This is a genomic window from Pseudomonas sp. CFII64, assembly GCF_000416235.1.
Classification (GTDB): Bacteria; Pseudomonadota; Gammaproteobacteria; order Pseudomonadales; family Pseudomonadaceae; genus Aquipseudomonas.
Map to the genome: position 1 here is coordinate 59,444 of NZ_ATLO01000010.1, position 20,145 is coordinate 79,588.

Genomic DNA, 20,145 nt, shown 5'->3' on the forward strand with positions numbered 1-20,145 from the left:
GTATCATCCGCCCGCCGTAATCGACAACGCCGCCAGCGCGCCAATCAAGGCGGGCGGCATCACCAGAATACCCAGGCGCAGAAAAGTGAAAGCGCTGACATTCTCGCCCTCACGGCGCACCGCGACCAGCCAGAGCAAGGTGGCCAGCGAACCGGTGATCGACAGATTGGGGCCCAGATCCACGCCGATCAGCAACGCGCTGGTGACTTCCGTGGGCAGCTGCGCGATGTGGCCCATGGACCCGGCAATCAATCCGGCTGGCAGGTTGTTGATCAGGTTGCTGGCAATCGCCACCAACACCCCGGCGCCCCAGATGGCCTGGCCGCTGGAGCGTTCCGCCAGAGTTTGCAGCGCGTGGGCCAGTTGATTGATCAGCCCGGTCTGCGCAAGTGCTTCCACCAGCACAAATAACCCGGCCACCAAGGGCAGCACGCCCCACGACACACCCTTGAGCACCGGCAGCGGGCTCAGTCGCTGACGCAGGTGAATCAGGCCCGCTGTGGCGATACCGGCGCAGAAGGTCGGCAAACCCAGCTGCACGCCAAGCGCCGATGCGCTGAGCAGCACAATGGCGGTCAACACGATGCCAAACGCAGTCAGGCGCGCGCCGCTGGACAGCGGTTGCAGGGTGATGGTGGTTTCCAGCGGTTGACGCAGATTGGCGCGCTGGGTGAAACGCAGCACCAGATACGTCAGGCCGATGGCGGCAATCGACGGCAAGGTGAAATGCCAGAGCCAGGTCAGCAAGGGCGGCATATGGCTGCCGAAGATCACCAGATTGGCCGGATTGGAGATTGGCAGGACGAAGCTCGCCGCGTTGGCGATGAACGCGCAGACGAACAGATAGGGCAAGGGTTCGGCTTTGGCCGCTCGCGCCGCCGCGTACACCGCAGGCGTCAAGACCACCGCTGTCGCGTCGTTGGAGAGAAACACCGTCACCAGCGTGCCCACCAGAAACACCAGGTCGAACAGGCGCTGCCCCGAACCGCGCGCATGTTGCGCCGCATACATCGCCAGCCAGTCGAAAAGCCCCTGTTGGCGGGCCAGTTCGGCCAGCACCATCATGCCGATCAGGAACAGGTAAACATCCAGGCCCTCGCCGATTGCGTGCAAAGCGACGTGCGGCGGGATCAGTCCGGATACCGTCAGCACAATGGCTCCGCCCATGGCCCAGACAAATTCCGGCACGCGCCACGGACGCAGAATGACGCCACAGGTGGCCAGGGCGGCCACGATCCAGATGGCCGTTGACGGGTCGAATGCAGGCATTGAATCTACTCAGGTGTGAAAGGGATAACAGCGGCGAGACAATCGATTTCAGGTACTCGGCAGCGTGGCTTCCACAGGCTTGTCGCTGTGTCTGACGGGGGTGTCCAGGGTTTCGGGCATCATCAGCAACAAGGCAAATGCCATCGCCGCGATTGCCGCAAGGGTCAGGAATGCCGCACTGTAACCGGCGGCCTGCACCACAAATCCCGCCAGGCTGTTGCTCAGCGCCGCGCCCAGGCCAAAGATCGTGGAGATTACACCAAGGCTCACGTTGAAGCGTCCGGTGCCTTGCGTCAGGTCTTTGACCACCAGCGGGAACAGGGCGCCGAACAGCCCGGCACCGATGCCGTCGAGCAACTGCACCGCGACCAGCCAATAAGGATCGTCGGACAGCACATACAACACGCCACGAATCGGCAGGATCAGGAACCCGGCCAGCAATAACGGTTTGCGTCCCCAGACGTCAGCCCTGGCGCCGACCAGCAAGGCGACCGGGACCATCACCAGTTGCGCGGCAACGATGCACGCCGAGGTCAGCGGCGTCGCCAGTTGCAGATTGACCTGGGCGAGTTTCTGACTGACCAGCGGCAGCATCGCCGCATTGGCCAGATGGAAAAGCCCGCAACAAATGGCGAACAGCAGCAGCGTCTTGTTGCCGAGCACGACCTTGAGCCCTGACGGCTGGTCGCCGTGCTGCACATGATCGGCATCCAGGCCACGGGCCAGGTCGTGATCGATGGCCTTGGCAGACACGCAACTCACCGCGATCACACTGGCGACCGCCATGGCCGCCATGAGGTAGAACACCGCCACCGGGCCGAACAGCCAGGCGAAGCCGCCCGCCAGCAGCGCCGCGCAGGCATTGCCCGCATGGTTGAAGGTTTCATTGCGACCCGTGCGGCGAGTGAACGCCTTCGGCCCGGTGATGCCCAGGGAAATCGCGGCAATCGCCGGGGCGAACACCGAGGCCGCAACACCGCTGAGCGCCTGGGTCAGGGCCACCAGAGTGAATGAAGACATGAAGGGCAACACCACGCAGCTCAACGTCACCAGCAAGGCGGCGCCTGCCACCACGGCGCGTTTGCTGCGGGTGCGGTCAATCAAGGCTCCGGCTGGCGCCTGGGTGATCAGCCCGGCGATGGCCGCCACGGTCATGACCACGCCGATGCTGGCCGGGTCCCAGTGGTGCACCGCCAGCAGATAAATCGCGAGGTAGGGTCCGAGTCCGTCACGGACATCGGCGAGGAAAAAATTCAACCCGTCCAGGGACAGGTTATTGCGACGTAGCCCCTGAGCGTCCATGTGATTCCCCTGACGGTCGATACCGATGAAGCGATGCATGCAGTCGTTTGCGCATTCGCAGGGTTTGACCGCGCCGCTTGCCAAGTGTCCACCGCGCTTACAGTTTTTTTGCGCCGGGATGTGGGTCTCGTGGAATTCGCGCCGGGGCCCGCAGGTCCAAGCGTGGCAGAGGCTGGCTGGCTGCCAGCCACGAACGATGATTTTTCAAGGAGTAGCAATGAGTCAGGCCGTCCTGGAGAGCGAAACCAATCGTCGACAGTTGCAGGAGATCATCACGGGTCTGTCCGATGGTGTGCTGTTGATCGAGATGGACAAGACCATCATCTGGGCTAATGAAGCAGCCTTGGCGATGCATGGCGTCGCCAAGGTTGCGCAGTTGGGCACCGACGCCAGCGATTACGCGTCGCGTTTTGCCCTGCGTTATCGCGACAGCAAGACGCTGGTTCAAAAGCACTATCCCATCAACCGGGTCGCTGCCGGCGAGACGTTCAGTGACATGGTGGTTGAAGTGCGGCCCAGGGACGACGACGAAAAATACTGGGTGCACCGGGTGCGCAGCATGATTCTCAACGGCGGCACCGGGAAGCCTGAGTTGCTGGCGCTGATCATGACCGATGCCACCGAATGGGCCAGCGCGGAGCAGCGCTTTGAAAGGACGTTCAATGCCAATCCGGCGCCTGCGGTGATCTGCCGCCTCAGTGATCTGCGTTACATCAAGGTCAACCAGGGCTTTCTGGAAATGACCGGGTACAGTCGCGAGCAAGTGATCGGTCGTTCAGTCTATGAAGTGGATGTGCTGGAAAACGCTGAGCGCAAGGATCTCGCCATCCAGCGCCTCAACGACGGCCTCACCATCCCGCAAATGCAGGCCGACCTGAAGTTGCCGGACGGCGGCAACAAGCTGGTAATCGTTGCTGGCCAACCGCTGGATATCAACGAAGAGGAGTGCATGCTGTTTTCGTTCATGGACCTGGAGCCAAGGCGCAAGATCGAAATCGCCCTGCGCCAGAGCGAAGAGCGCTTCGCCAAGGCGTTTCGCCTGAGCCCGGTGCCGACCCTGGTGTGCAGCGCTGACGATCAACAGGTGGTTGAAGTCAACGATGCCTTTCTTAAAACCACCGGCTTCAGTGACGAGGAAGTCACCGGACGGTCGCTCAAGGAAATCGATTTCCTGGACGGCAAGACCACCTGCGCACAGCTGTTTCAGGCTCTGGAAAAGTCCGGGCACATTGAGGGTATGGACCTGAAGGTGCGCAGGAAAGACGGCGAAATGATCGACTGCGTCGCTTCGGCGGACACGGTCAGCATTCAGGACGCCACCTGCTACCTGCTGGTGCTGATGGACATTACCGAACGCAAGCGCTCGGAAACTGAACTGGTCAGCGCGATTGAAGAGGTCATGCAGGACGCGTCGTGGTTTACCCGCACGCTGATCGACAAGCTGGCCAGCGCCAAAAGCGTCAAACGGCCCGAGCTGCCGGGCACATCGCTGGTTGACCTGACCGCCAGGGAAAAGGACGTGCTGGGATTGATCTGCGAAGGCCTCGCCGACAAGGAAATCGCCTTGCGACTCAAGCTAGCGCCCAATACTGTGCGAAATCATGTCGCCACCATGTACTCGAAACTGGGGCTGCACAGTCGCTCCGAGGCGATTATCTGGGCGCGCAAGCGGGCACTGTTTTCGTCGGATAAACGCAAATAATTCCGCGATGTTGGTGCGAATGCACTAGCGTGACAGGTGCAAATTCGTCTGTTTAATTCATTGCATTGTTTATAACCTGACGGTCCCTTTTCGTACCACCGCTGGGAAAAACTTGCAGATGCTCAGAGGCATGACCAACGCAGGCCGCCGCTCGTGACTTACCTGGCCCAGATGCGCCAACTGATCGAACACAGTTTCGAGCCCATGGCGTGCGACTGCACTGTCAGCCCGGACGGCTCACTGATGGTGCGCATCTATGATCGCGACAGTGGTCGGGTCGATCTGGTCGTAACGGGTATTGCCGTCGACAACCTCAAGAGCCATGACGCCGTACTGACGCTCATCGAAGAGTTACGCGACGAGCTCACCAGTGTCGGCATGAGCTCCGTGCTGGGGCAGCCGTCACAGGCTTGAGCGAAACGGAATCGGCTCGCGGGTCGGCACGGCGTCACTGTCGGCCTGACCCACCATCTCGTCGTAAACAGTCGGATGCACCAGATACAGCGGCACTTCCGGCACGCCCGCCAGATATTTACGCGCCTCGTCCACCGATGCGACATGCAACGTGTCGCCGTGGCCGTCCTTTACCGGATGGGAACTGCCGCGCATGACGGCGTGAATCACATACGAACCGCCTTCCATGGTCACCAGCTGAATTTCCTGGATTTCGCCGGCTTTGACGTGTGTGGCAAGTTTTTTCAAGTCCATGACGCTACCTCTTGGGGAGGGAAGGGCGAATGCCTGCCTCTCAGATTCGAGGAAGCGGTCTGGCATGAGTTCAATCCGCTTTTTGGCGCAGCGGACAGAATCGGGCAAGAACTGCGGAGAATTCGTCTAACCGCCCAACTGCCATGCGCCTAACCTGATCCTGCAGCGATGCTCGTCCTGGGCATCCCCATTTTCAGGTGGGCTGACATGTCGACTATTCAAGACAAAATCGTAGTGATTACCGGCGCCAGCAGCGGCATTGGCGAAGCAACGGCGCGGCTGCTTGCCGAGCGCGGCGCGCATGTCGTGCTAGGCGCGCGTCGCACTGAGCGTCTGCAGCGTCTGTGTGCCGAAATCGAGGAAGCGGGCGGCAGCGCTGAATATCACGCGCTGGATGTAACCGACCTGCAGAGCGTGCAGGCACTGGTTGAACAGACCGTTGCCCGTCACGGGCGCCTGGACGTGATGCTCAACAACGCCGGGGTCATGCCGCTTTCGAAACTGGAAGCACTCAAGGTTCAGGAGTGGAACCAGATGATCGACGTCAACATACGTGGCGTGCTGCATGGCATCGCTGCTGCCTTGCCGGTCATGCAGCAGCAACGTTCCGGTCAGTTCATCAATATCGCCTCGATTGGTGCCTACGCGGTCTCGCCCACGGCGGCGGTGTATTGCGCGACCAAGTATGCGGTACGGGCGATTTCCGAAGGCTTGCGCCAGGAGGTGGGCGGCGATATCCGCGTGACCCTGGTGTCGCCTGGGGTTACCGAATCGGAACTGGCGGAAAGTATCTCCGATGAAGGTGGGCGGGCCGAGATGCGTGAATTTCGCAAGATATCGATTCCGGCCGAGGCGATTGCCCGCGCCATTGCTTACGCCATCGAACAGCCCGCTGATGTGGACGTCAGCGAAATTATCGTGCGGCCTACCGCAAGCCCATTCTGACGGGTTTGTGCCGGGCATAAAAAAACGGCGCAGCTTGAAGGCCGCGCCGTTTTACCTGACCGGAGTCAGTACTCAAGCGATGGGCTGATCGCTCCACTCGCTGTTCACCAGGCGCTTGAGGCCCAGTGGGTTGGCGTTTTGCAACGCTGCCGGAAGCAGGGCGTCCGGGTAGTTCTGATAGCAGACCGGACGCAGGAAGCGATCGATCGCCAGGGTGCCGACCGAAGTGCCGCGCGAATCGGACGTTGCCGGGTATGGGCCGCCGTGGACCATGGCCTCGCAGACTTCAACGCCAGTCGGGTAGCCGTTGACCAGGATACGGCCAACTTTTTCTTCCAGCACCGGCACCAGCCATTGGTACTGCTCAAGATCAGCCGGTTCGCCGATCAGCGTGGCAGTGAGCTGGCCGCGCAAGGCTTGCAGCGCGCTTTTGAGCTGGGCATCGTCAGCCGCTTCAATCACCAGCGTGGTGGGGCCGAACACTTCTTCCTGCAACAGTTCGTCGCCATTGAGCAGCAGGCTGATATCAGCCTTGAACAGTTGCGCCTGAGCCTGTTTACCTTCCTGCGGCTTGCCGGCCAAGTGGGTAATGCCAGGGTGCGACAACAGATGCTCAACGCCCTTGCTGTAGCTGCGCAGACCGCCAGCATTGAGCATGGTTTGCGCTGGCTGGCCGCCCATTTGTTCCTTGAGCTGTTCCAGGAACGCGGTGAAGGCAGGCGAGCTGACGCCGATCACGACGCCAGGATTGGTGCAGAACTGACCTGCGCCCATGACCACCGAAGCAGCAAGTTCCTTGGCCACGGTTTCGCCGCGAGCGGACAGCGCTTGCGGCAGCAGAACCACCGGGTTGATGCTGGACATTTCCGCGAACACTGGAATCGGTTGCGGACGTTCCGCTGCCATTTTGCACAGCGCGTTGCCGCCGCCCAGGGATCCGGTGAAGCCGACAGCCTGAATGGCCGGATGCTTGACCAGACCTTCGCCGACGCCGTTGCCGAAAATCATGTTGAACACGCCTTTAGGCATGTTGGTTTTTTCGGCAGCGCGGATGATTGCGCAGCCCACCAGGTCAGCAGTCGCCATGTGGCCGCTGTGCGCCTTGAACACTACCGGGCAACCGGCGGCCAGCGCCGAAGCGGTGTCGCCGCCAGCAGTGGAGAACGCCAGCGGGAAGTTGCTGGCGCCGAACACGGCAACCGGGCCCACGCCAATGCGGTACTGACGCAGATCGGTACGCGGCAACGGCTTGCGATCCGGCAGGGCCAGGTCGATGCGCGCACCCAGGTAGTCACCGCGACGCAGCACTTTGGCGAACAGGCGCATCTGGCCGCTGGTGCGACCGCGCTCGCCCTGGATACGCCCTGCTGGCAGCGCGGTTTCCTGGCAAACGATGGCCACGAAGTCATCACCGAGCGCATCCAGCTCATCAGCGATGGCTTCAAGAAATTCTGCGCGACGGGCCGGGCTCAGCTGACGGTATTCAGGAAACGCAGCTTGCGCAGCCAAGGCTGCCGCATCGATTTCCGCGTCGGTGGCTTGATAAAAACTGAATGGCAGCGCTTCGCCAGTGGTGGCGTCGAGACTTTTGTGTTGCGGCTCGCCAAGGGCGCTGCGGGCACCTGCGATGAAGTTGTGGCCGAGAACATTAGGCATCTGTGTCTCCTGTTGTTATAGGTAATAGAGTTGTTTGGTAGAAATATCGGCAGGTTTAATCAGGCGTGTAGCCTGTCTTAGAGCTCTGCTGACCGCGCTGCGCCGTATAACCAGGCGCCAGCACGGTGGATGAAGCGAAAAAGTTGACAGTCATCGTACAACTAGCAGCCGGAGTGCGCAACCCACGGTGTTCGCGAGGGCAGGGTAAACCTTAGCGCATCAACCTTTGCATCACATCGAGCATTTTGGGTCGCTGGGCAGCCCATTCGTCGCGGGTGATGCCCAGCAATACCACATCAACACGCTCGCCGTTTTTGATGACGTTCTGACGACGCACGCCTTCGATAGTGAAACCGAATTTCTGGTGCAGGCGGATCACCGCCTGATTGGTCGCCAGCACTTCGCAGTTCAGCTTTTCCAGACCTGCGGTATTAAAGGCATGATCCAGCAACCAGAACTCGACCCGACTGCCAACACCTTTGCCTTGCAGCGCGCTGTCCAGATAAAACGCCCAGTCGGCGCTGCGATGGGGGGCGTTGATGGCATTCAACGCCACAACCCCGCAGGCAAGACCATCGATCAGCACTGCAAATACCGACTGGCGCGGACTGCCTTCAAGCGATTGCAGCCACGCAGCGTGCTCCGTTTCGCTGATTTCATGATCGCTGTACATGAAACTGCGCACCGCAAGCTGATTGCGCAGGCTACGCACCTGGGTCTTGATGGATGGTGAAGCGTCCAGTAACGGCAGGAACTGCATGTGGATGTCCTACAGGGATCAGGGAAGCAGATTACTTCCCGGCGGCTGGCTCGGCAATCAACTCAACGGTGAAGATGCTCTGCTCCGTGTTGGAGGCTTGCCCGCGAATCGTTGCAGGACCGGCTTTAGCCGGGAGCCAATTTAGCGGCTCGCGACTGAAGTCGCTCCTACGGTCGCCCCTACGGTCGATCCTACGGCCTATTCGCGGGAAAGCCTCGCTCCAACGGAATCGGCGTTCAGCCTCTGCCCCCGTGCACAAAATTCGCCTGACCGAAGCCTCGGTGCATCCGGCACAGATTCAGCGCCTGAGCCATTACTTCGCCCACAGGTTGGTTCCGACAGATAGAATTCGATTTTTCGGCCCTGATGAGACCTGACCATGAATCCAGCCCTGACCTTGCGCGATGCGCGTGAGGATGACATGCCTGCCGTCCAGGCTATTTATGCGCAACACGTGCTCACCGGCCTTGCCAGCTTTGAACTGCAAGCGCCCAGTCTGGAAGAAATGCTGCGCCGCCGTGCCGAGATCCTGGATCGCCGGTTGCCTTATATGATTGCAGAGCTGGCCGGCGAAGTCGTCGGTTATGGCTATGCGACCTTGTACAGGCCGCGACCGGGCTATCGTTTTACCGCCGAAGACTCGGTTTATATCAAGGACGGTATGGGCGGGCAGGGCATTGGTCAGGCGTTGCTGGCCCAAGTTATCGAGCATTGTGCGCGCGGCGGCTGGCGGCAAATGATCGCGGTGATTGGCAATAGCGAGAACATTGCTTCGATTCGCCTGCACGAACGGCTGGGTTTTCGCCGGGTCGGCGTGTTCGAAGCGGTGGGTTTCAAGCATGGCCGTTGGGTAGACACGGTCCTCATGCAGCGCGCCCTGGGCGACGGCTCGCTCGGCATACCCGACGATCAATAGACTATTTGCATATTAGTTTAGAATTTAAATGCATTTTCGATATTATGTTGCCAGTGATAGGGTTTTAACCAGTCACTGGAACCTTGCAGACAGTGGGAAAACTACTGCGCTCGACAATACTGCGTTAAAAACAGGCGAAAAATGCTCATTTAGAACGCCTAGAATCCGCTTTTTCGCCTGTTTTTGCCTTGTCTTGTCTTCACTCGTGACGTTTTCCCACGGTCTGATTGAGAAAAGTTATTAAAAGGATTTTCAGATGACGGCCTGACCTCATCACTTCTCAAGGAAACACCGCATGACAGCATTTGATCATTTGACCCGTCGGCGTCTGCTGGGCCTGGCCAGTGTTGCATTGGCCAGCCCGCTGCTGGCTTCCCTGCCGCGTTCCGCCTGGGCCGTGGACGAGCATGCCGGTCATCAGGCTGCCATCGGCGCCGAGCCAACCGGAACCGGCGAATTCATCAAGCTTGCCGAACCGCGCAAGCTCAAGCTGGCGATCAACCTCAATGCGGTGTGTCTGGCACCGGTGGTGATTGCTCACGGTCAGGGGTTCTTCACAAGGCACAATCTTGACGTCGAGCTGGTCAATTTCGGCAACTCCACCGAGGTGCTGCTCGAAGCCATCGCCACCGGCAAGGCCGATGCGGGTATTGGCATGGCGTTACGCTGGCTCAAGGCGCTGGAGCAGGGCTTCGATGTCAAGCTCACGGCCGGCACCCACGGCGGCTGCCTGCGTTTGCTCAGCGCTGCCAACGGTTCGGTCAACAAGCTCGAAGACCTCAAGGGCAAGGCGATCGGTGTGACTGACATGGCCAGCCCGGATCGCAACTTCTTCTCCATCCTGCTGAAAAAGCACGGCGTCGATCCGGTGCGTGACGTCGAGTGGCGGCTGTTTCCGGCGGATTTGCTCGGCACCGCGCTGGAGCGTGGCGAAGTCCAGGCCGTCAGCGGCAGTGACCCGTTCATGTATCGCCTGATCAAGTCCGGCAAGGCGCGGGAGCTGTCGACCAATCTGGTCGAGGAATACGCCAACCTCAGCTGCTGCGTGGTCGGCGTGACCGGCAAACTGGTGCGTGAAGACAAGCGCGTGGCCGCCGCGCTGACCCAGGCGATTCTCGAAGCCCATGACTATTCGGTGAAAAATCCAGCGGTGGTCGCCAAAGGCTTCCAGGCCTATGCGCTGAACACGTCCACCGAAGAAGTCGAAGCGATCCTGCATGATCACACCCACGGCCACCACGCGGTTGGCGCGGCCTTGACTCAGGAAATCGTCACTTACGTCACCGACTTGCAGACGGTTGAAGTCATTCGCCAAAGCACCGACGCCAAGGCGTTTGCCAAGGAGATCACCGCCGATGTCTTCAGCTGAAGCACTATCCCGGGTCGATTCCCCCGTGCGTGCTCCGGCACGTATCTGGGTTCAGGGGGCCGTGGCCGTCGCGGCGTGGATCGCGGTCGCGGCGCTGATCGTCTACGTGCCCAATGCCACACGCAATTGGCCGATGACCCAAGGCCTGGCGAATCTGTGTCTGGCGGTCGCCGCGTTGATCGGCCTGGCGGGAATTGTCGGGCGCTGGTTGCCGGCCGTTTCGCGTCGGGTCCGGCCCGCCGGGGCCTGGCTGATTGCCTTGCCGATTCTGCTGGGCATCTGGGAATTGCTCACCGCCAAGCTGGGCGTGTTGCCGGTGCCTTTTTTTGCGCCGCCGCAAGCGCTGCTTGATGTGTATGTCGAGGATTGGCCGCGACTGGGCGACAGCCTACTGCACTCAGCGGTATTGCTCGGCACGGGTGTTGCGCTCGGTGCGGCAACCGGTTTTGTCGCTGGCGTTGCCATCGGTTGGTCCACCAGCATTGGCTACTGGTTGCATCCGGTGCTGCGGATTCTCGGCCCGGTGCCGTCCACCGCATTGCTGCCGCTGTGTTTCTTTTTATTCCCGACCAGCTGGAGCGCCAGTGTGTTTCTGATTGCGCTGGCCACCTGGTTTCCGGTCACGGTGCTGACCTGGTCCGGCGTCGCCAGTGTCGACAAGGCTTACTACGACGTGGCGCGGACCCTGGGCGCCAAGCCCGGTTTCCTGATTTTCAACGTGGCGATTCCCGCAGCGCTGCCCCACGTGTTCGTCGGCTTGTTCATGGGCCTGGGCGCATCGTTCTCGACACTGGTGGTGGCGGAGATGATGGGCGTCAAGTCCGGTATCGGCTGGTATCTGCAATGGGCGCAAGGCTGGGCGGCTTACGCCAACATGTATGCCGCGCTGCTGATCATGGCGCTGGCCTGTTCGGGGCTGATTTCCGGGCTGTTCCTGATTCGTGATCGCCTGTTGGCCTGGCAGCAAGGAGCCATGAAATGGTAGCGGCAGCTTTGAATACATCGGCTACACAAACGGCCGGATTGGCCCTGCGCATTGAACACCTCAGCCACGGTTTCGCCCTGGACGGTCAACGTCTGCCTGTGCTGGAGAACGTTTCCATCGACGTTGCGCCTGGTGAGTTTGTCGCCTTGCTGGGGCCCTCCGGCTGCGGCAAGTCGACCTTGCTGCGTCTGGTCGCCGGGCTGGAACCTGCTGATTCCGGCGCGCTGCTGGCGGATGGCGCGCCAATCACCGGGCCTGACCCGAGTCGGGTGGTGGTGTTTCAGGACCCGACGCTCTATCCGTGGCGGCGCGTCTGGGACAACGTCGCGTTGGGCTTGCAGGCTCAGGGGTTGCTCAAGACGCATCGGGCCAAAGTCGATGCCGCGCTGGCCAAAGTCGGTTTGAGTGAGTTCGGCCGCGCTTATCCCCGGCAATTGTCCGGTGGCATGGCCCAGCGGGTGGCGTTGGCGCGGGCGTTGGTCAACGAACCGCGTCTGCTGATTCTCGACGAGCCTTTGGGCAAGCTGGATTCACTGACCCGCATCACCATGCAGAAGGAGCTGATCGACCTGTGGCAACGTCAGGGCTACACGGCGTTGCTGGTCACCCATGACGTGGAAGAGGCGTTGCTGCTGGCCAATCGAGTGATCGTGTTCAGCGACCGCCCGGCCAGTATCAAGGCGCAACTGACTATCGAGCGCCCGTATCCACGCCATCGGGATGACCCTTATCTGGTCGATCTGCGTAAACAGATTCTTGGCCTGCTGGGTCTGGGTGAAAGCTGGTAATTGAACCTGGGCCTAAAGCCTGGAATAGCCGACGTAATCCGGCATTTCCGTGAAACAGGCCAGGTCTACCAGCAGCAAGTCCCATTCGACGCCATCGACGAAGTCGTCCAGATGAGCGCTGCTGGCGTCAGCCATGGCAATGTTCATCAGTGGTTCTGCGGGTTGGTGGCCGGTCACCTCGGCGTCGAGCGCGGTTTGCTCCGGGCTCGCCTCGCGGCGTGGGAACCAGGATTCTTTGAGCTGCGATAGCGTGAACATAAGCAGAAGCTCCTTTTCGATGGCAAGGCCTGCGGGCCGTTTATCGTCTCTTTGCACTATTAATGGACGGCACGGGGTTAAGTGTCTGTCATTAGTGCGTGCTGCCTGCGTGTCAGCAGCGGATTTGCTGGCCCGACACTGCACAACAGTGAATCCCCTGAAAATAGCGTGCCAATGAGCAGACTGACGGGCGTCCGTTTTCGCGCACGTCACTGATTGCGACAATTTGTCTTTGTCGGTAGGGTACGCGGCTGCCCAAGAAGGAGCTTGAAATGACTCAGTCAACCGCGCCTGGAATAGCAGCGGAACTGCCAGTTACCCCGAAACATCGACGTGCGCCCAAGGGCGAAAAGCGTCGCGAAGAATTGCTCGATGCTGCATTGCAGGTGTTTTCCCTGGAAGGCTACAGCGGCGCGTCCATGGCCCAGGTCGCCGGTATCGTAGGGATTTCCGTGGCCGGATTGCTGCACCACTTCCCGAGCAAGATTTCCCTGCTGATGGGGGTTTTGCAGCGCCGTGATGAGGTCAACCAGCGCATCGCCGATGAAGTCCGGGCGGAAAAATCCTTGTCGGGCCTGTTGGGCAGCCTGCGGGCGATCAACCGTTCCAACGCGACGGCGCCCGGTGTGGTGCGCGCATTCACGATCCTCAATGCCGAAAGTCTGGTGGAGAACCAGCCAGCCTGGCAGTGGTTTCAGGAGCGTTATCAGGGGATTTACGGGCGTCTATATAGCCAGTTCGCCGATCTGGTGGACATGGGGGAAGTCCGCGGGGATGTAGATCTTGCGGGCTTGATCCAGGAAATCCTGGCAATGATGGACGGTTTGCAGATCCAGTGGCTGCGGTTTCCCGATCAACTCGATCTGGTGGAGCGATTCGACAGCTACATCGCGCGGGTCGATACAGCGATAAGAGCTCGTCCCTGAGCCTTGATCTATCCCTGAGTCAACCGATCAATTGTCTTCGGTGGTGTCCATCTCATCGTTGGTGTTCTGGTTCAGAACGCCACCGGTCTTGACCGCTGGCAGTTCACGCAGCGTCGAGTTCAACGCCGAACGTGGCAGCGGGTTGCTGGTGGTGGTCGACAGTTCCTGACGGAACGGGTTGACCAGCCTGGCGTTCAGGCGAATATCCTGCGACGAAGCGCCCACCGACAGATTGAAGCTGTCTGCGTCCACGACCCATTGCTTGCTGGTCACATCGTAGTAGGCCAACGAACGGTCGTTGAGCTCGATGGTCACGTGCTTGCTCTCGCCCGGATTCAGGAACACTTTCTTGTAGCCCTTGAGTTCCTTGAGTGCGCGCTCGACTTTCGGATTCTGCTGACCGACATACAGCTCGGCCACTTCCGAACCACCGACCTTGCCGGTGTTGGTCAGATCGAACGACACCTTGATCGGCGTGTTGCCCACTGCGACACCTGGCGTCACGCTGATGTTGCTGTAGCCGAACGTGGTGTACGACAGGCCGTAACCGAACGGGTAGAGCGGCTTGGTGCCGTTCTTCTCGTAACCGCGATAGCCCAGGAACAAGTCGTCCTTGTAGCTCATCTCGGAAAGGGTTTCGGCATTGTCGAATTTCGGGAAAGTCGCGTAGGTCGGGTTGTCTTCGATTTTGCGTTCGATGCTGATCGGCAGCTTGCCCGACGGGTTGACCTTGCCGAACAGAATCTCGGCCAGAGCCTGGCCGCCGTTCTGACCTGGATAGAATGCGTGCAGGGCAGCCGGAACCTGATCGATCCAGTCGCTCATCTTCAGACCAGTACCGCCGTGCATAGTCACCACGGTATTGGGGTTGACCTTGGCGATGCTCTGAATCAGCTCACCCTGGAATTCCGGCAGATCGAAGCTGTGGTCGAAACCTTCACCTTCGTACTCATTGTTGTTGCCCACGGCGACCAATACTGCGTCGTACTTGGACAGATCCTGCGGCGCAGCCAGGGATGCCCAGCTCATCTGCACGCCTACCATGCCGCCCATTGTCGAGAGGTAGCCCGGACGACGGGAGTATTCCAGCTTGATGTCGTAGGCCTTGCCGGCTTCCAGATTGACCTTGGCGAACTGCGGAATGGTCGGCGGAATGCTGTTGTTGATCAGCGGCTTGCCATCACCATTGTTGATGATCTGCTTGCCATTGACCCACAGGCGAATCGCGCCGTCGGCACGCACCTTGAACACCTGGTCGCCGCTGACGGCCGGAGTGAACTGGCCGCTGTAACGGATCGAGGTGTTGGAATCATCGCCAGTGATATCGCCGCTGGTCTGACCGTTGTAATCGGTGGAGGTATTGCCGGTGCTGTACGCGTCATCGGCGCTTGGCAGCTTGCCGTCGGACCAGTCGAGATTGACGCGGGTGTCGGTGCGGGTAACCGATGGGTCACCGGACCAGTTGGCGTTGCTGAAGAACTCGGCTTTCAGACCTTTTACGCGCTTACCGTTGGTGTCGGTGCTGGTCCAGTTCGTCGTGGTCGGGTCCAGGGACAGGCCGTCGATGAACTCAACCTTGGCGCCTTTGGCGATCTGTTGCAGGCCGCTCAGCTCGCTGATGTAGTTGGCGGCCATGACGTTGGCGCTACCAAAACCGGTTGGCGGCGCATATTTGGCCAGGCTGCCGACCACCGCGATGGTTTTGACTTTCTTGGCGTCCAGCGGCAGCAGGCTGTCCTGGTTTTTCAGCAGCACGATGCCTTCACGTGCCGCGTTCAGGGCGACACGGTTGCTGGTGGCGCTGTTCATGTTGTGGGTGGTCAACGGCGCTTTGCTGTCGAACTTGTACAGGTAGATCTGCTTGAGAATGCGACGGACCTTGTCATCGATGGTCGCGCTGGTCAGTTCACCGCTGTCCAGGAATGGCTTGAGAATGGTGCTATTCATCTGATAGCCCATCATGTCCAGATCGGTACCCGCCTGGGCGGCGTTCAAGCCGTTGACCACAGCGTTGTAATCGCTCTGGACGAAGCCTGGATAGCCCCATTCGGTCTTGAGGATCTCGCGCATCACGTGCTGGTTTTCACAGGCGAATTCGCCGTTGATCTTCTGGAACGCGCACATCATCATCGCCACTTTGCTGTTCTTCGAGACGGACTCGAAAGCAGGCAGCGTCATCTCGCGCAAGACGCGCTCGGGGATGATTTCATTCAGGTGAAAGCGATTGCTTTCCTGGTCATTGGCCGCGAAGTGCTTGGCGTTGGCCCAGACACCACGGGACTGAATGCCGTTGATGACCGCAGGACCCAGGCTGGCGCCGAGGAACGGATCTTCACCGGAAAGGTATTCGAAGGCACGGCCGCTGTACGGCATGCGGTACAGGTTGACGCCAGGGCCGGTAATGAACTGGTAGCCACCGGAAGCAGTGTCATAACCCAAAGCGCGGCCCAGGTCGATGGCGCGACGCGGGTTCCAGGTTGCGGCCAGGTTCGGGCCGGACGGGTAAACCACGCCCTGATCATTGCCTTCACTGGTGTAACGCACACCGACGCCGCCGTCGGCGCCGTGAATCTGCGGAACGCCGTACTGGGTCAGTGGCTTGACGTCCCAGCCGCCGGTGCCGCCGATATAGGCCAGTTTTTCTTCCATGGTCATTTTGGCCAGGGTCTTGTCAGCGGCTTTTTCCGCTCGCGTGACCATGCCTTCGTTCAGCGCAGGGCTGGTCGCCGCATAGACTTGCGACACCGCCAACGCCAGCAGGGCCAAGGCCGACTGGGCGCCAATCATTTTCCGTTTGTTCATGTGTATCTCCGACAACAGCTCATTCAAATTCATGGCCGGGAAGTAGTTATCCCGACAAAGTGTGTTACGTTTCTACAGGCAATAGTTGGCCACTGTCGCAACTTTGAGCATGATGGCTCATTGCAATAAGTGGTTAATTTCGACGATTTAATATTATAAGAATTGTCTAAGTTGCACTTCTTGCGCGCTATCAAAGTGCCATCATAAAAATGGGTTTGGCAGGGCGCTAGCGGCATAATTAAGACAATTCTTGTCATAAAAAGTCAAACAAAAGCTCATTCAGATCGCTTTTGAATGGTTTTTGGAATTTTTTGCTTACAAATTTGAACTCTCGCTAAACCTACTGGTCGATTGGTTTAAGAATTTTCAGCGCAGGCCGGCTCATCTGATGGCCTTGTGCCGGAGTTCTAGTTAAGTTGCAGGGAAATGTCCTGAGTTGCTCAGGATGTTCTTGTGCCTATTCAATATATTTGTGTGTGGAGATTGTTTATGAAGTTGCCCTTGATCGGTGCAGGTGTTGTTTTGGGTTTTGCGCTTTGTGGTGCTGCCATGGCCGCTGATGCAACCGACGCCGATGCAAAGTCCGGTGCTACCGACTCCACCGTGCTGACCCAGACTCACGACGCCAAAGCCGTGCAGAAGCAGAAGACCCAAACCACCAAAGGCGGTCGCCCAACCAGCAGCACCACCAAGACCACCACGACTCAAAAAGCGCCGAATTGATAGCGCTTTGAGATTCCTGCTCGCAGGCTCCCTTGATTCACGCTCGATTGTTTCAAGGGCGCGCTGCGAACACTGCTCCTTCGATTTACACAGATGTCCGTGCCCATGCCGCTAGTCCCCGTCGATGCTTCCCGATTGCTGATTCCCGATGCCGAGCAGGTCTGTGCCTGGCTGATGGAAAATGCCGGTCTGAAAACCGTGGATCTGGAGCGCGCCCGCCGTCTGGCCCAGGAGTCCGATGGCACCGAACTGCTCGGGCTGTTGACGCGCCTGGGGCTGGTTTCCGAATTCGAATTGGCTCGAGCCTGGTCGGCGTTGCTGGATGCGCCGCTGCTGCTCGCCGATTCCGCGCCACCCTTGCTGGATCCGCTGCCAGCCCTGACCGAACGCTTCATGCGCCAGTACCAACTGGTGCCGGTGGGCTGGAGTCAGGGCGGGCTGCGCGTATTGGCGGCCAATCCCAGCGTTGTGTATCCGTTTCAGGCCATCGCTTATGCCTGTGGCGTGCCGGTGTGGCTGTCCATCGGGCCGCGTAATGAAGTGGAAACGCTGATCGAGCGTTACTACGGCCAGGGTCGTTCGGCGATGGGCACCTTGATCGAGAACCTCGACGAAGAGGGCGGTGCCCTTGAGGACATCGAGCACCTTAAAGACATGGCGTCCGAAGCGCCGGTGATCCGCCTGGTCAACCTGATCATGCAGCGTGCGGTGGAAAATCGCGCTTCGGACATTCACATCGAACCCTTTGAAAGCCAGCTCAAGGTGCGCTATCGCATCGATGGCGTGCTGCACGAAGCCGAAGCGCCGCCGTCGAGTTCCTCCGCGGCGGTGATTTCCCGAGTGAAAATCATGGCGCGGCTGGACATTGCCGAACGCCGGTTGCCGCAGGATGGCCGGATCATGCTGCGCATCCAGGGTAAAGAGCTGGATTTGCGGGTGTCCACGGTGCCCACCAGCTTCGGCGAGTCGGTGGTGATGCGGCTGCTGGATCGGCAGACCATCAACTTCGACTTTCCAAGCCTGGGTTTCGATGGCGAGCGTCTCGATGAATTTCTCGAAGTGCTGGAACGTCCCCACGGTATTTTGCTGGTCACTGGCCCGACCGGTTCCGGCAAGACCACCACGCTGTATACCGCGCTGTCGCGGCTCAACACCGCCGAGCGCAAGATCATCACCGTTGAAGACCCGGTGGAATACCAGCTCGAAGGCATCAACCAGATTCAGGTCAAACCGGCCATCGGCCTGGACTTCGCCGGCGCGCTGCGCTCCATCGTGCGTCAGGACCCGGACGTGATCATGATCGGCGAGATGCGCGACCTGGAAACCTGCCGCATCGCCATTCAATCGTCGCTGACCGGTCACCTGGTGCTGTCGACCCTGCACACCAACAGCGCGGCGGCGAGTATCACCCGCTTGCTGGACATGGGCGTTGAAAGCTACCTGATTGCCTCCACCGTGAATGGCATCCTCGCCCAGCGTCTGGTGCGCCGCCTTGATCCGGCCACGCGTGAATCGTTCGAAGCGCCGCCTGAATTGATTGAAGAACACGGGCTTGATCGTTATACCGACGAACGCCCGATCCTGTTGTACCGGCCGCGCGCCGATGCGCCGGGCGGCGGTTATCACGGCCGCAGCGCGATCACCGAATTGCTGGTCATGAATGAAGAACTGCGCAGCCTGTTGATGCGCCACGCCGACGCGGCGACCCTGGAACAGGCCGCGCGACGCGGCGGCTTGCGTACTCTGCACGAAGAAGGCTTGCGCCAGGCGGTTGCCGGCGTGACGTCCCTTGAAGAAGTGCTGCGCGTGACGCGGGGTGAAGGCAATTGAGCCTGTTCAAATACCGCGCCCTCGACAGCCAGGGCGCTGCGCAGAACGGCAACCTCGATGCCAAGGATCAGGCCGCAGCGGTAGCGGCGCTGCAAAAACGCGGCCTGATGGTCCTGCATATAGAAGCAGCGGGCATCGGCGGTTTGCGCAACGCCTTTGGCGGCGGGCTGTTGAATGGCGCGGCGCTGGTCAGTTTCACCCAGCAACTGGCGACCTTGCTCGGCGCCGGTCAACCGCTGGAGCGCTCGCTGGGCATTCTGCTCAAGCAACCCGGCCAGCCGCAAACCCGCGCCCTCATTGAACGTATTCGCGAACAAGTCAAAGCCGGTAAGCCGTTGTCGGTGGCGCTGGAAGAGGAGGGCAACCAGTTTTCCGCCTTGTACATCAGCATGGTCCGCGCCGGTGAAGCTGGCGGCGCGCTGGAAAGCACCCTGCGCCAGCTCAGCGAATACCTGGAGCGCAGCCAGTTGCTGCGCGGCGAAGTGATCAATGCGCTGATCTATCCGGCGTTTCTGGTGGTCGGCGTGCTCGGTTCGCTGGCCTTGCTGCTGGCCTATGTCGTGCCGCAGTTTGTGCCGATCTTCAAGGATCTGGGCGTGCCGATCCCGATGATCACCGAAGTGATCCTGGCCCTCGGCCAGTTCCTCAGTGCGTATGGTCTAGCAGTGCTGGTCGGCCTGATTGGCTCGATCTGGGCGTTGCGAATCCGCATGCGCGACCCGCAACGCCGCGAGCGCAACGACCGGCGCTTGCTGGGCATCCGCATCATTGGTCCGTTGTTGCAGCGCATTGAAGCGGCGCGTCTGGCGCGAACCCTCGGCACGCTGCTGCATAACGGCGTGGCCTTGCTGCAAGCGTTGGTGATCGCCCGCCAGGTCTGCACCAATCGCGCGTTGCAGGCGCAAGTCGCGCAGGCCGCGGAATCGGTCAAAGGCGGCGGCACCCTGGCCAGCGCGTTCGGTGCGCAACCGCTGCTGCCGGACCTGGCGCTGCAAATGATTGAAGTCGGCGAACAGGCCGGTGAACTGGACAGCATGCTGCTCAAGGTTGCCGATGTGTTCGACGTCGAGGCCAAGCGCGGCATCGACCGCATGCTCGCGACGCTGGTGCCGACCCTGACCGTGGTCATGGCTGCGATGGTGGCGGTGATCATGCTCGCCATCATGCTGCCGCTGATGAGCCTGACCAGCAATATCTGAATTGGAA

General features: G+C 60.0%; 18 protein-coding genes. 11 read left to right on the forward strand and 7 right to left on the reverse strand.

From position 1 onward, the window contains the following. Positions 1-3 precede the first annotated feature (3 nt). Both CFII64_RS05175 and CFII64_RS05180 read right to left on the reverse strand, forming a co-directional pair. A complete protein-coding gene (locus CFII64_RS05175; protein ID WP_020289715.1) occupies positions 4-1,269 on the reverse strand; it encodes an arsenic transporter in 1,266 nt (421 codons plus the stop codon). 48 nt (positions 1,270-1,317) lie between these two features. Further along, entirely contained in the window at positions 1,318-2,571 is a 1,254-nt protein-coding gene (locus tag CFII64_RS05180; RefSeq protein ID WP_052026587.1) for an MFS transporter, read from the reverse strand. Between the two features lie 217 nt (positions 2,572-2,788). Between CFII64_RS05180 and CFII64_RS05185 the strand changes: the two genes are divergently transcribed. Next, positions 2,789-4,273: a PAS domain S-box protein gene (locus tag CFII64_RS05185; protein WP_020289717.1), complete on the forward strand. Its 1,485-nt coding sequence runs from the start codon at positions 2,789-2,791 to the stop codon at positions 4,271-4,273. A 153-nt stretch (positions 4,274-4,426) separates the two neighbouring features. Next, positions 4,427-4,687 (forward strand): DUF1652 domain-containing protein, encoded by a 261-nt coding sequence (locus tag CFII64_RS05190; protein WP_020289718.1) that lies wholly within the window; start codon positions 4,427-4,429, stop codon positions 4,685-4,687. Here the strand turns inward: CFII64_RS05190 and CFII64_RS05195 are convergent. Continuing rightward, on the reverse strand, positions 4,676-4,981 hold the full coding sequence (locus tag CFII64_RS05195; protein ID WP_020289719.1) for a DUF6482 family protein: 306 nt from the start codon (positions 4,979-4,981) through the stop codon (positions 4,676-4,678). The two genes, CFII64_RS05190 and CFII64_RS05195, sit on opposite strands and share 12 nt — an antisense overlap. Positions 4,982-5,188: 207 nt before the next feature. On the opposite strand from CFII64_RS05195, the gene CFII64_RS05200 reads away from it, so the two are divergent. Next, positions 5,189-5,926, forward strand: coding sequence for an SDR family oxidoreductase (locus CFII64_RS05200; RefSeq protein WP_020289720.1), 738 nt, complete (start codon positions 5,189-5,191; stop codon positions 5,924-5,926). A gap of 72 nt (positions 5,927-5,998) precedes the next feature. Here the strand turns inward: CFII64_RS05200 and CFII64_RS05205 are convergent, their stop codons facing one another. Both CFII64_RS05205 and pseH read right to left on the reverse strand, forming a co-directional pair. Then, on the reverse strand, positions 5,999-7,582 hold the full coding sequence (locus tag CFII64_RS05205; RefSeq protein WP_020289721.1) for an aldehyde dehydrogenase (NADP(+)): 1,584 nt from the start codon (positions 7,580-7,582) through the stop codon (positions 5,999-6,001). Between the two features lie 211 nt (positions 7,583-7,793). Continuing rightward, positions 7,794-8,342 carry a UDP-4-amino-4,6-dideoxy-N-acetyl-beta-L-altrosamine N-acetyltransferase gene (gene pseH, locus CFII64_RS05210; protein WP_020289722.1) on the reverse strand — a complete coding sequence of 183 codons (549 nt, stop codon included), beginning with the start codon at positions 8,340-8,342 and terminating at the stop codon, positions 7,794-7,796. Positions 8,343-8,721: 379 nt separating this feature from the next. On the opposite strand from pseH, the gene CFII64_RS05215 reads away from it, so the two are divergent. The 4 genes from CFII64_RS05215 (at position 8,722) to CFII64_RS05230 (ending at position 12,400) form a co-directional block, all read left to right on the forward strand. After that, positions 8,722-9,258 (forward strand): GNAT family N-acetyltransferase, encoded by a 537-nt coding sequence (locus CFII64_RS05215; RefSeq protein ID WP_020289723.1) that lies wholly within the window; start codon positions 8,722-8,724, stop codon positions 9,256-9,258. Positions 9,259-9,553: 295 nt separating this feature from the next. Next, positions 9,554-10,627 (forward strand): ABC transporter substrate-binding protein, encoded by a 1,074-nt coding sequence (locus tag CFII64_RS05220; RefSeq protein ID WP_020289724.1) that lies wholly within the window; start codon positions 9,554-9,556, stop codon positions 10,625-10,627. Continuing rightward, entirely contained in the window at positions 10,614-11,612 is a 999-nt protein-coding gene (locus CFII64_RS05225) for an ABC transporter permease (protein ID WP_020289725.1), read from the forward strand. Before CFII64_RS05220 ends, CFII64_RS05225 begins: the two co-directional genes overlap by 14 nt. Then, positions 11,606-12,400, forward strand: a complete 795-nt coding sequence (locus CFII64_RS05230; RefSeq protein ID WP_020289726.1) for an ABC transporter ATP-binding protein — start codon at positions 11,606-11,608, stop codon at positions 12,398-12,400. The genes CFII64_RS05225 and CFII64_RS05230 overlap by 7 nt, the downstream gene beginning before the upstream one ends. Positions 12,401-12,412: 12 nt before the next feature. On the opposite strand, the gene CFII64_RS05235 is transcribed toward CFII64_RS05230, so the two are convergent. Beyond that, positions 12,413-12,658, reverse strand: a complete 246-nt coding sequence (locus tag CFII64_RS05235; RefSeq protein WP_020289727.1) for a hypothetical protein — start codon at positions 12,656-12,658, stop codon at positions 12,413-12,415. A 272-nt stretch (positions 12,659-12,930) separates the two neighbouring features. Between CFII64_RS05235 and CFII64_RS05240 the strand changes: the two genes are divergently transcribed. After that, entirely contained in the window at positions 12,931-13,584 is a 654-nt protein-coding gene (locus CFII64_RS05240) for a TetR/AcrR family transcriptional regulator (protein WP_020289728.1), read from the forward strand. A gap of 27 nt (positions 13,585-13,611) precedes the next feature. Here CFII64_RS05240 and CFII64_RS05245 read toward each other — a convergent pair whose 3' ends face one another. After that, a complete protein-coding gene (locus tag CFII64_RS05245; protein ID WP_044901175.1) occupies positions 13,612-16,386 on the reverse strand; it encodes a glycoside hydrolase family 3 protein in 2,775 nt (924 codons plus the stop codon). A gap of 489 nt (positions 16,387-16,875) precedes the next feature. On the opposite strand from CFII64_RS05245, the gene CFII64_RS05250 reads away from it, so the two are divergent. The 3 genes from CFII64_RS05250 to gspF all read left to right on the forward strand — a co-directional run bounded on the left by CFII64_RS05250 (position 16,876) and on the right by gspF (position 20,138). Next, positions 16,876-17,109 carry a hypothetical protein gene (locus tag CFII64_RS05250; RefSeq protein WP_020289730.1) on the forward strand — a complete coding sequence of 78 codons (234 nt, stop codon included), beginning with the start codon at positions 16,876-16,878 and terminating at the stop codon, positions 17,107-17,109. A 105-nt stretch (positions 17,110-17,214) separates the two neighbouring features. After that, on the forward strand, positions 17,215-18,939 hold the full coding sequence (gene gspE / locus CFII64_RS05255; RefSeq protein ID WP_044901176.1) for a type II secretion system ATPase GspE: 1,725 nt from the start codon (positions 17,215-17,217) through the stop codon (positions 18,937-18,939). Beyond that, a complete protein-coding gene (gene gspF / locus CFII64_RS05260) occupies positions 18,936-20,138 on the forward strand; it encodes a type II secretion system inner membrane protein GspF (RefSeq protein WP_020289732.1) in 1,203 nt (400 codons plus the stop codon). The genes gspE and gspF overlap by 4 nt, the downstream gene beginning before the upstream one ends. Positions 20,139-20,145 lie beyond the last annotated feature (7 nt).

Coding starts and splice junctions, on each gene's coding strand:
- CFII64_RS05175 (WP_020289715.1), bottom strand. CDS start 1,269: ATGCCTGCATTCGACCCGTCAACGGCCATCTGGATCGTGGCCGCCCTG.
- CFII64_RS05180 (WP_052026587.1), bottom strand. CDS start 2,571: ATGGACGCTCAGGGGCTACGTCGCAATAACCTGTCCCTGGACGGGTTG.
- CFII64_RS05185 (WP_020289717.1), top strand. CDS start 2,789: ATGAGTCAGGCCGTCCTGGAGAGCGAAACCAATCGTCGACAGTTGCAG.
- CFII64_RS05195 (WP_020289719.1), bottom strand. CDS start 4,981: ATGGACTTGAAAAAACTTGCCACACACGTCAAAGCCGGCGAAATCCAG.
- CFII64_RS05200 (WP_020289720.1), top strand. CDS start 5,189: ATGTCGACTATTCAAGACAAAATCGTAGTGATTACCGGCGCCAGCAGC.
- CFII64_RS05205 (WP_020289721.1), bottom strand. CDS start 7,582: ATGCCTAATGTTCTCGGCCACAACTTCATCGCAGGTGCCCGCAGCGCC.
- pseH (WP_020289722.1), bottom strand. CDS start 8,342: ATGCAGTTCCTGCCGTTACTGGACGCTTCACCATCCATCAAGACCCAG.
- CFII64_RS05215 (WP_020289723.1), top strand. CDS start 8,722: ATGAATCCAGCCCTGACCTTGCGCGATGCGCGTGAGGATGACATGCCT.
- CFII64_RS05220 (WP_020289724.1), top strand. CDS start 9,554: ATGACAGCATTTGATCATTTGACCCGTCGGCGTCTGCTGGGCCTGGCC.
- CFII64_RS05225 (WP_020289725.1), top strand. CDS start 10,614: ATGTCTTCAGCTGAAGCACTATCCCGGGTCGATTCCCCCGTGCGTGCT.
- CFII64_RS05230 (WP_020289726.1), top strand. CDS start 11,606: ATGGTAGCGGCAGCTTTGAATACATCGGCTACACAAACGGCCGGATTG.
- CFII64_RS05235 (WP_020289727.1), bottom strand. CDS start 12,658: ATGTTCACGCTATCGCAGCTCAAAGAATCCTGGTTCCCACGCCGCGAG.
- CFII64_RS05240 (WP_020289728.1), top strand. CDS start 12,931: ATGACTCAGTCAACCGCGCCTGGAATAGCAGCGGAACTGCCAGTTACC.
- CFII64_RS05245 (WP_044901175.1), bottom strand. CDS start 16,386: ATGAACAAACGGAAAATGATTGGCGCCCAGTCGGCCTTGGCCCTGCTG.
- CFII64_RS05250 (WP_020289730.1), top strand. CDS start 16,876: ATGAAGTTGCCCTTGATCGGTGCAGGTGTTGTTTTGGGTTTTGCGCTT.
- gspE (WP_044901176.1), top strand. CDS start 17,215: ATGCCGCTAGTCCCCGTCGATGCTTCCCGATTGCTGATTCCCGATGCC.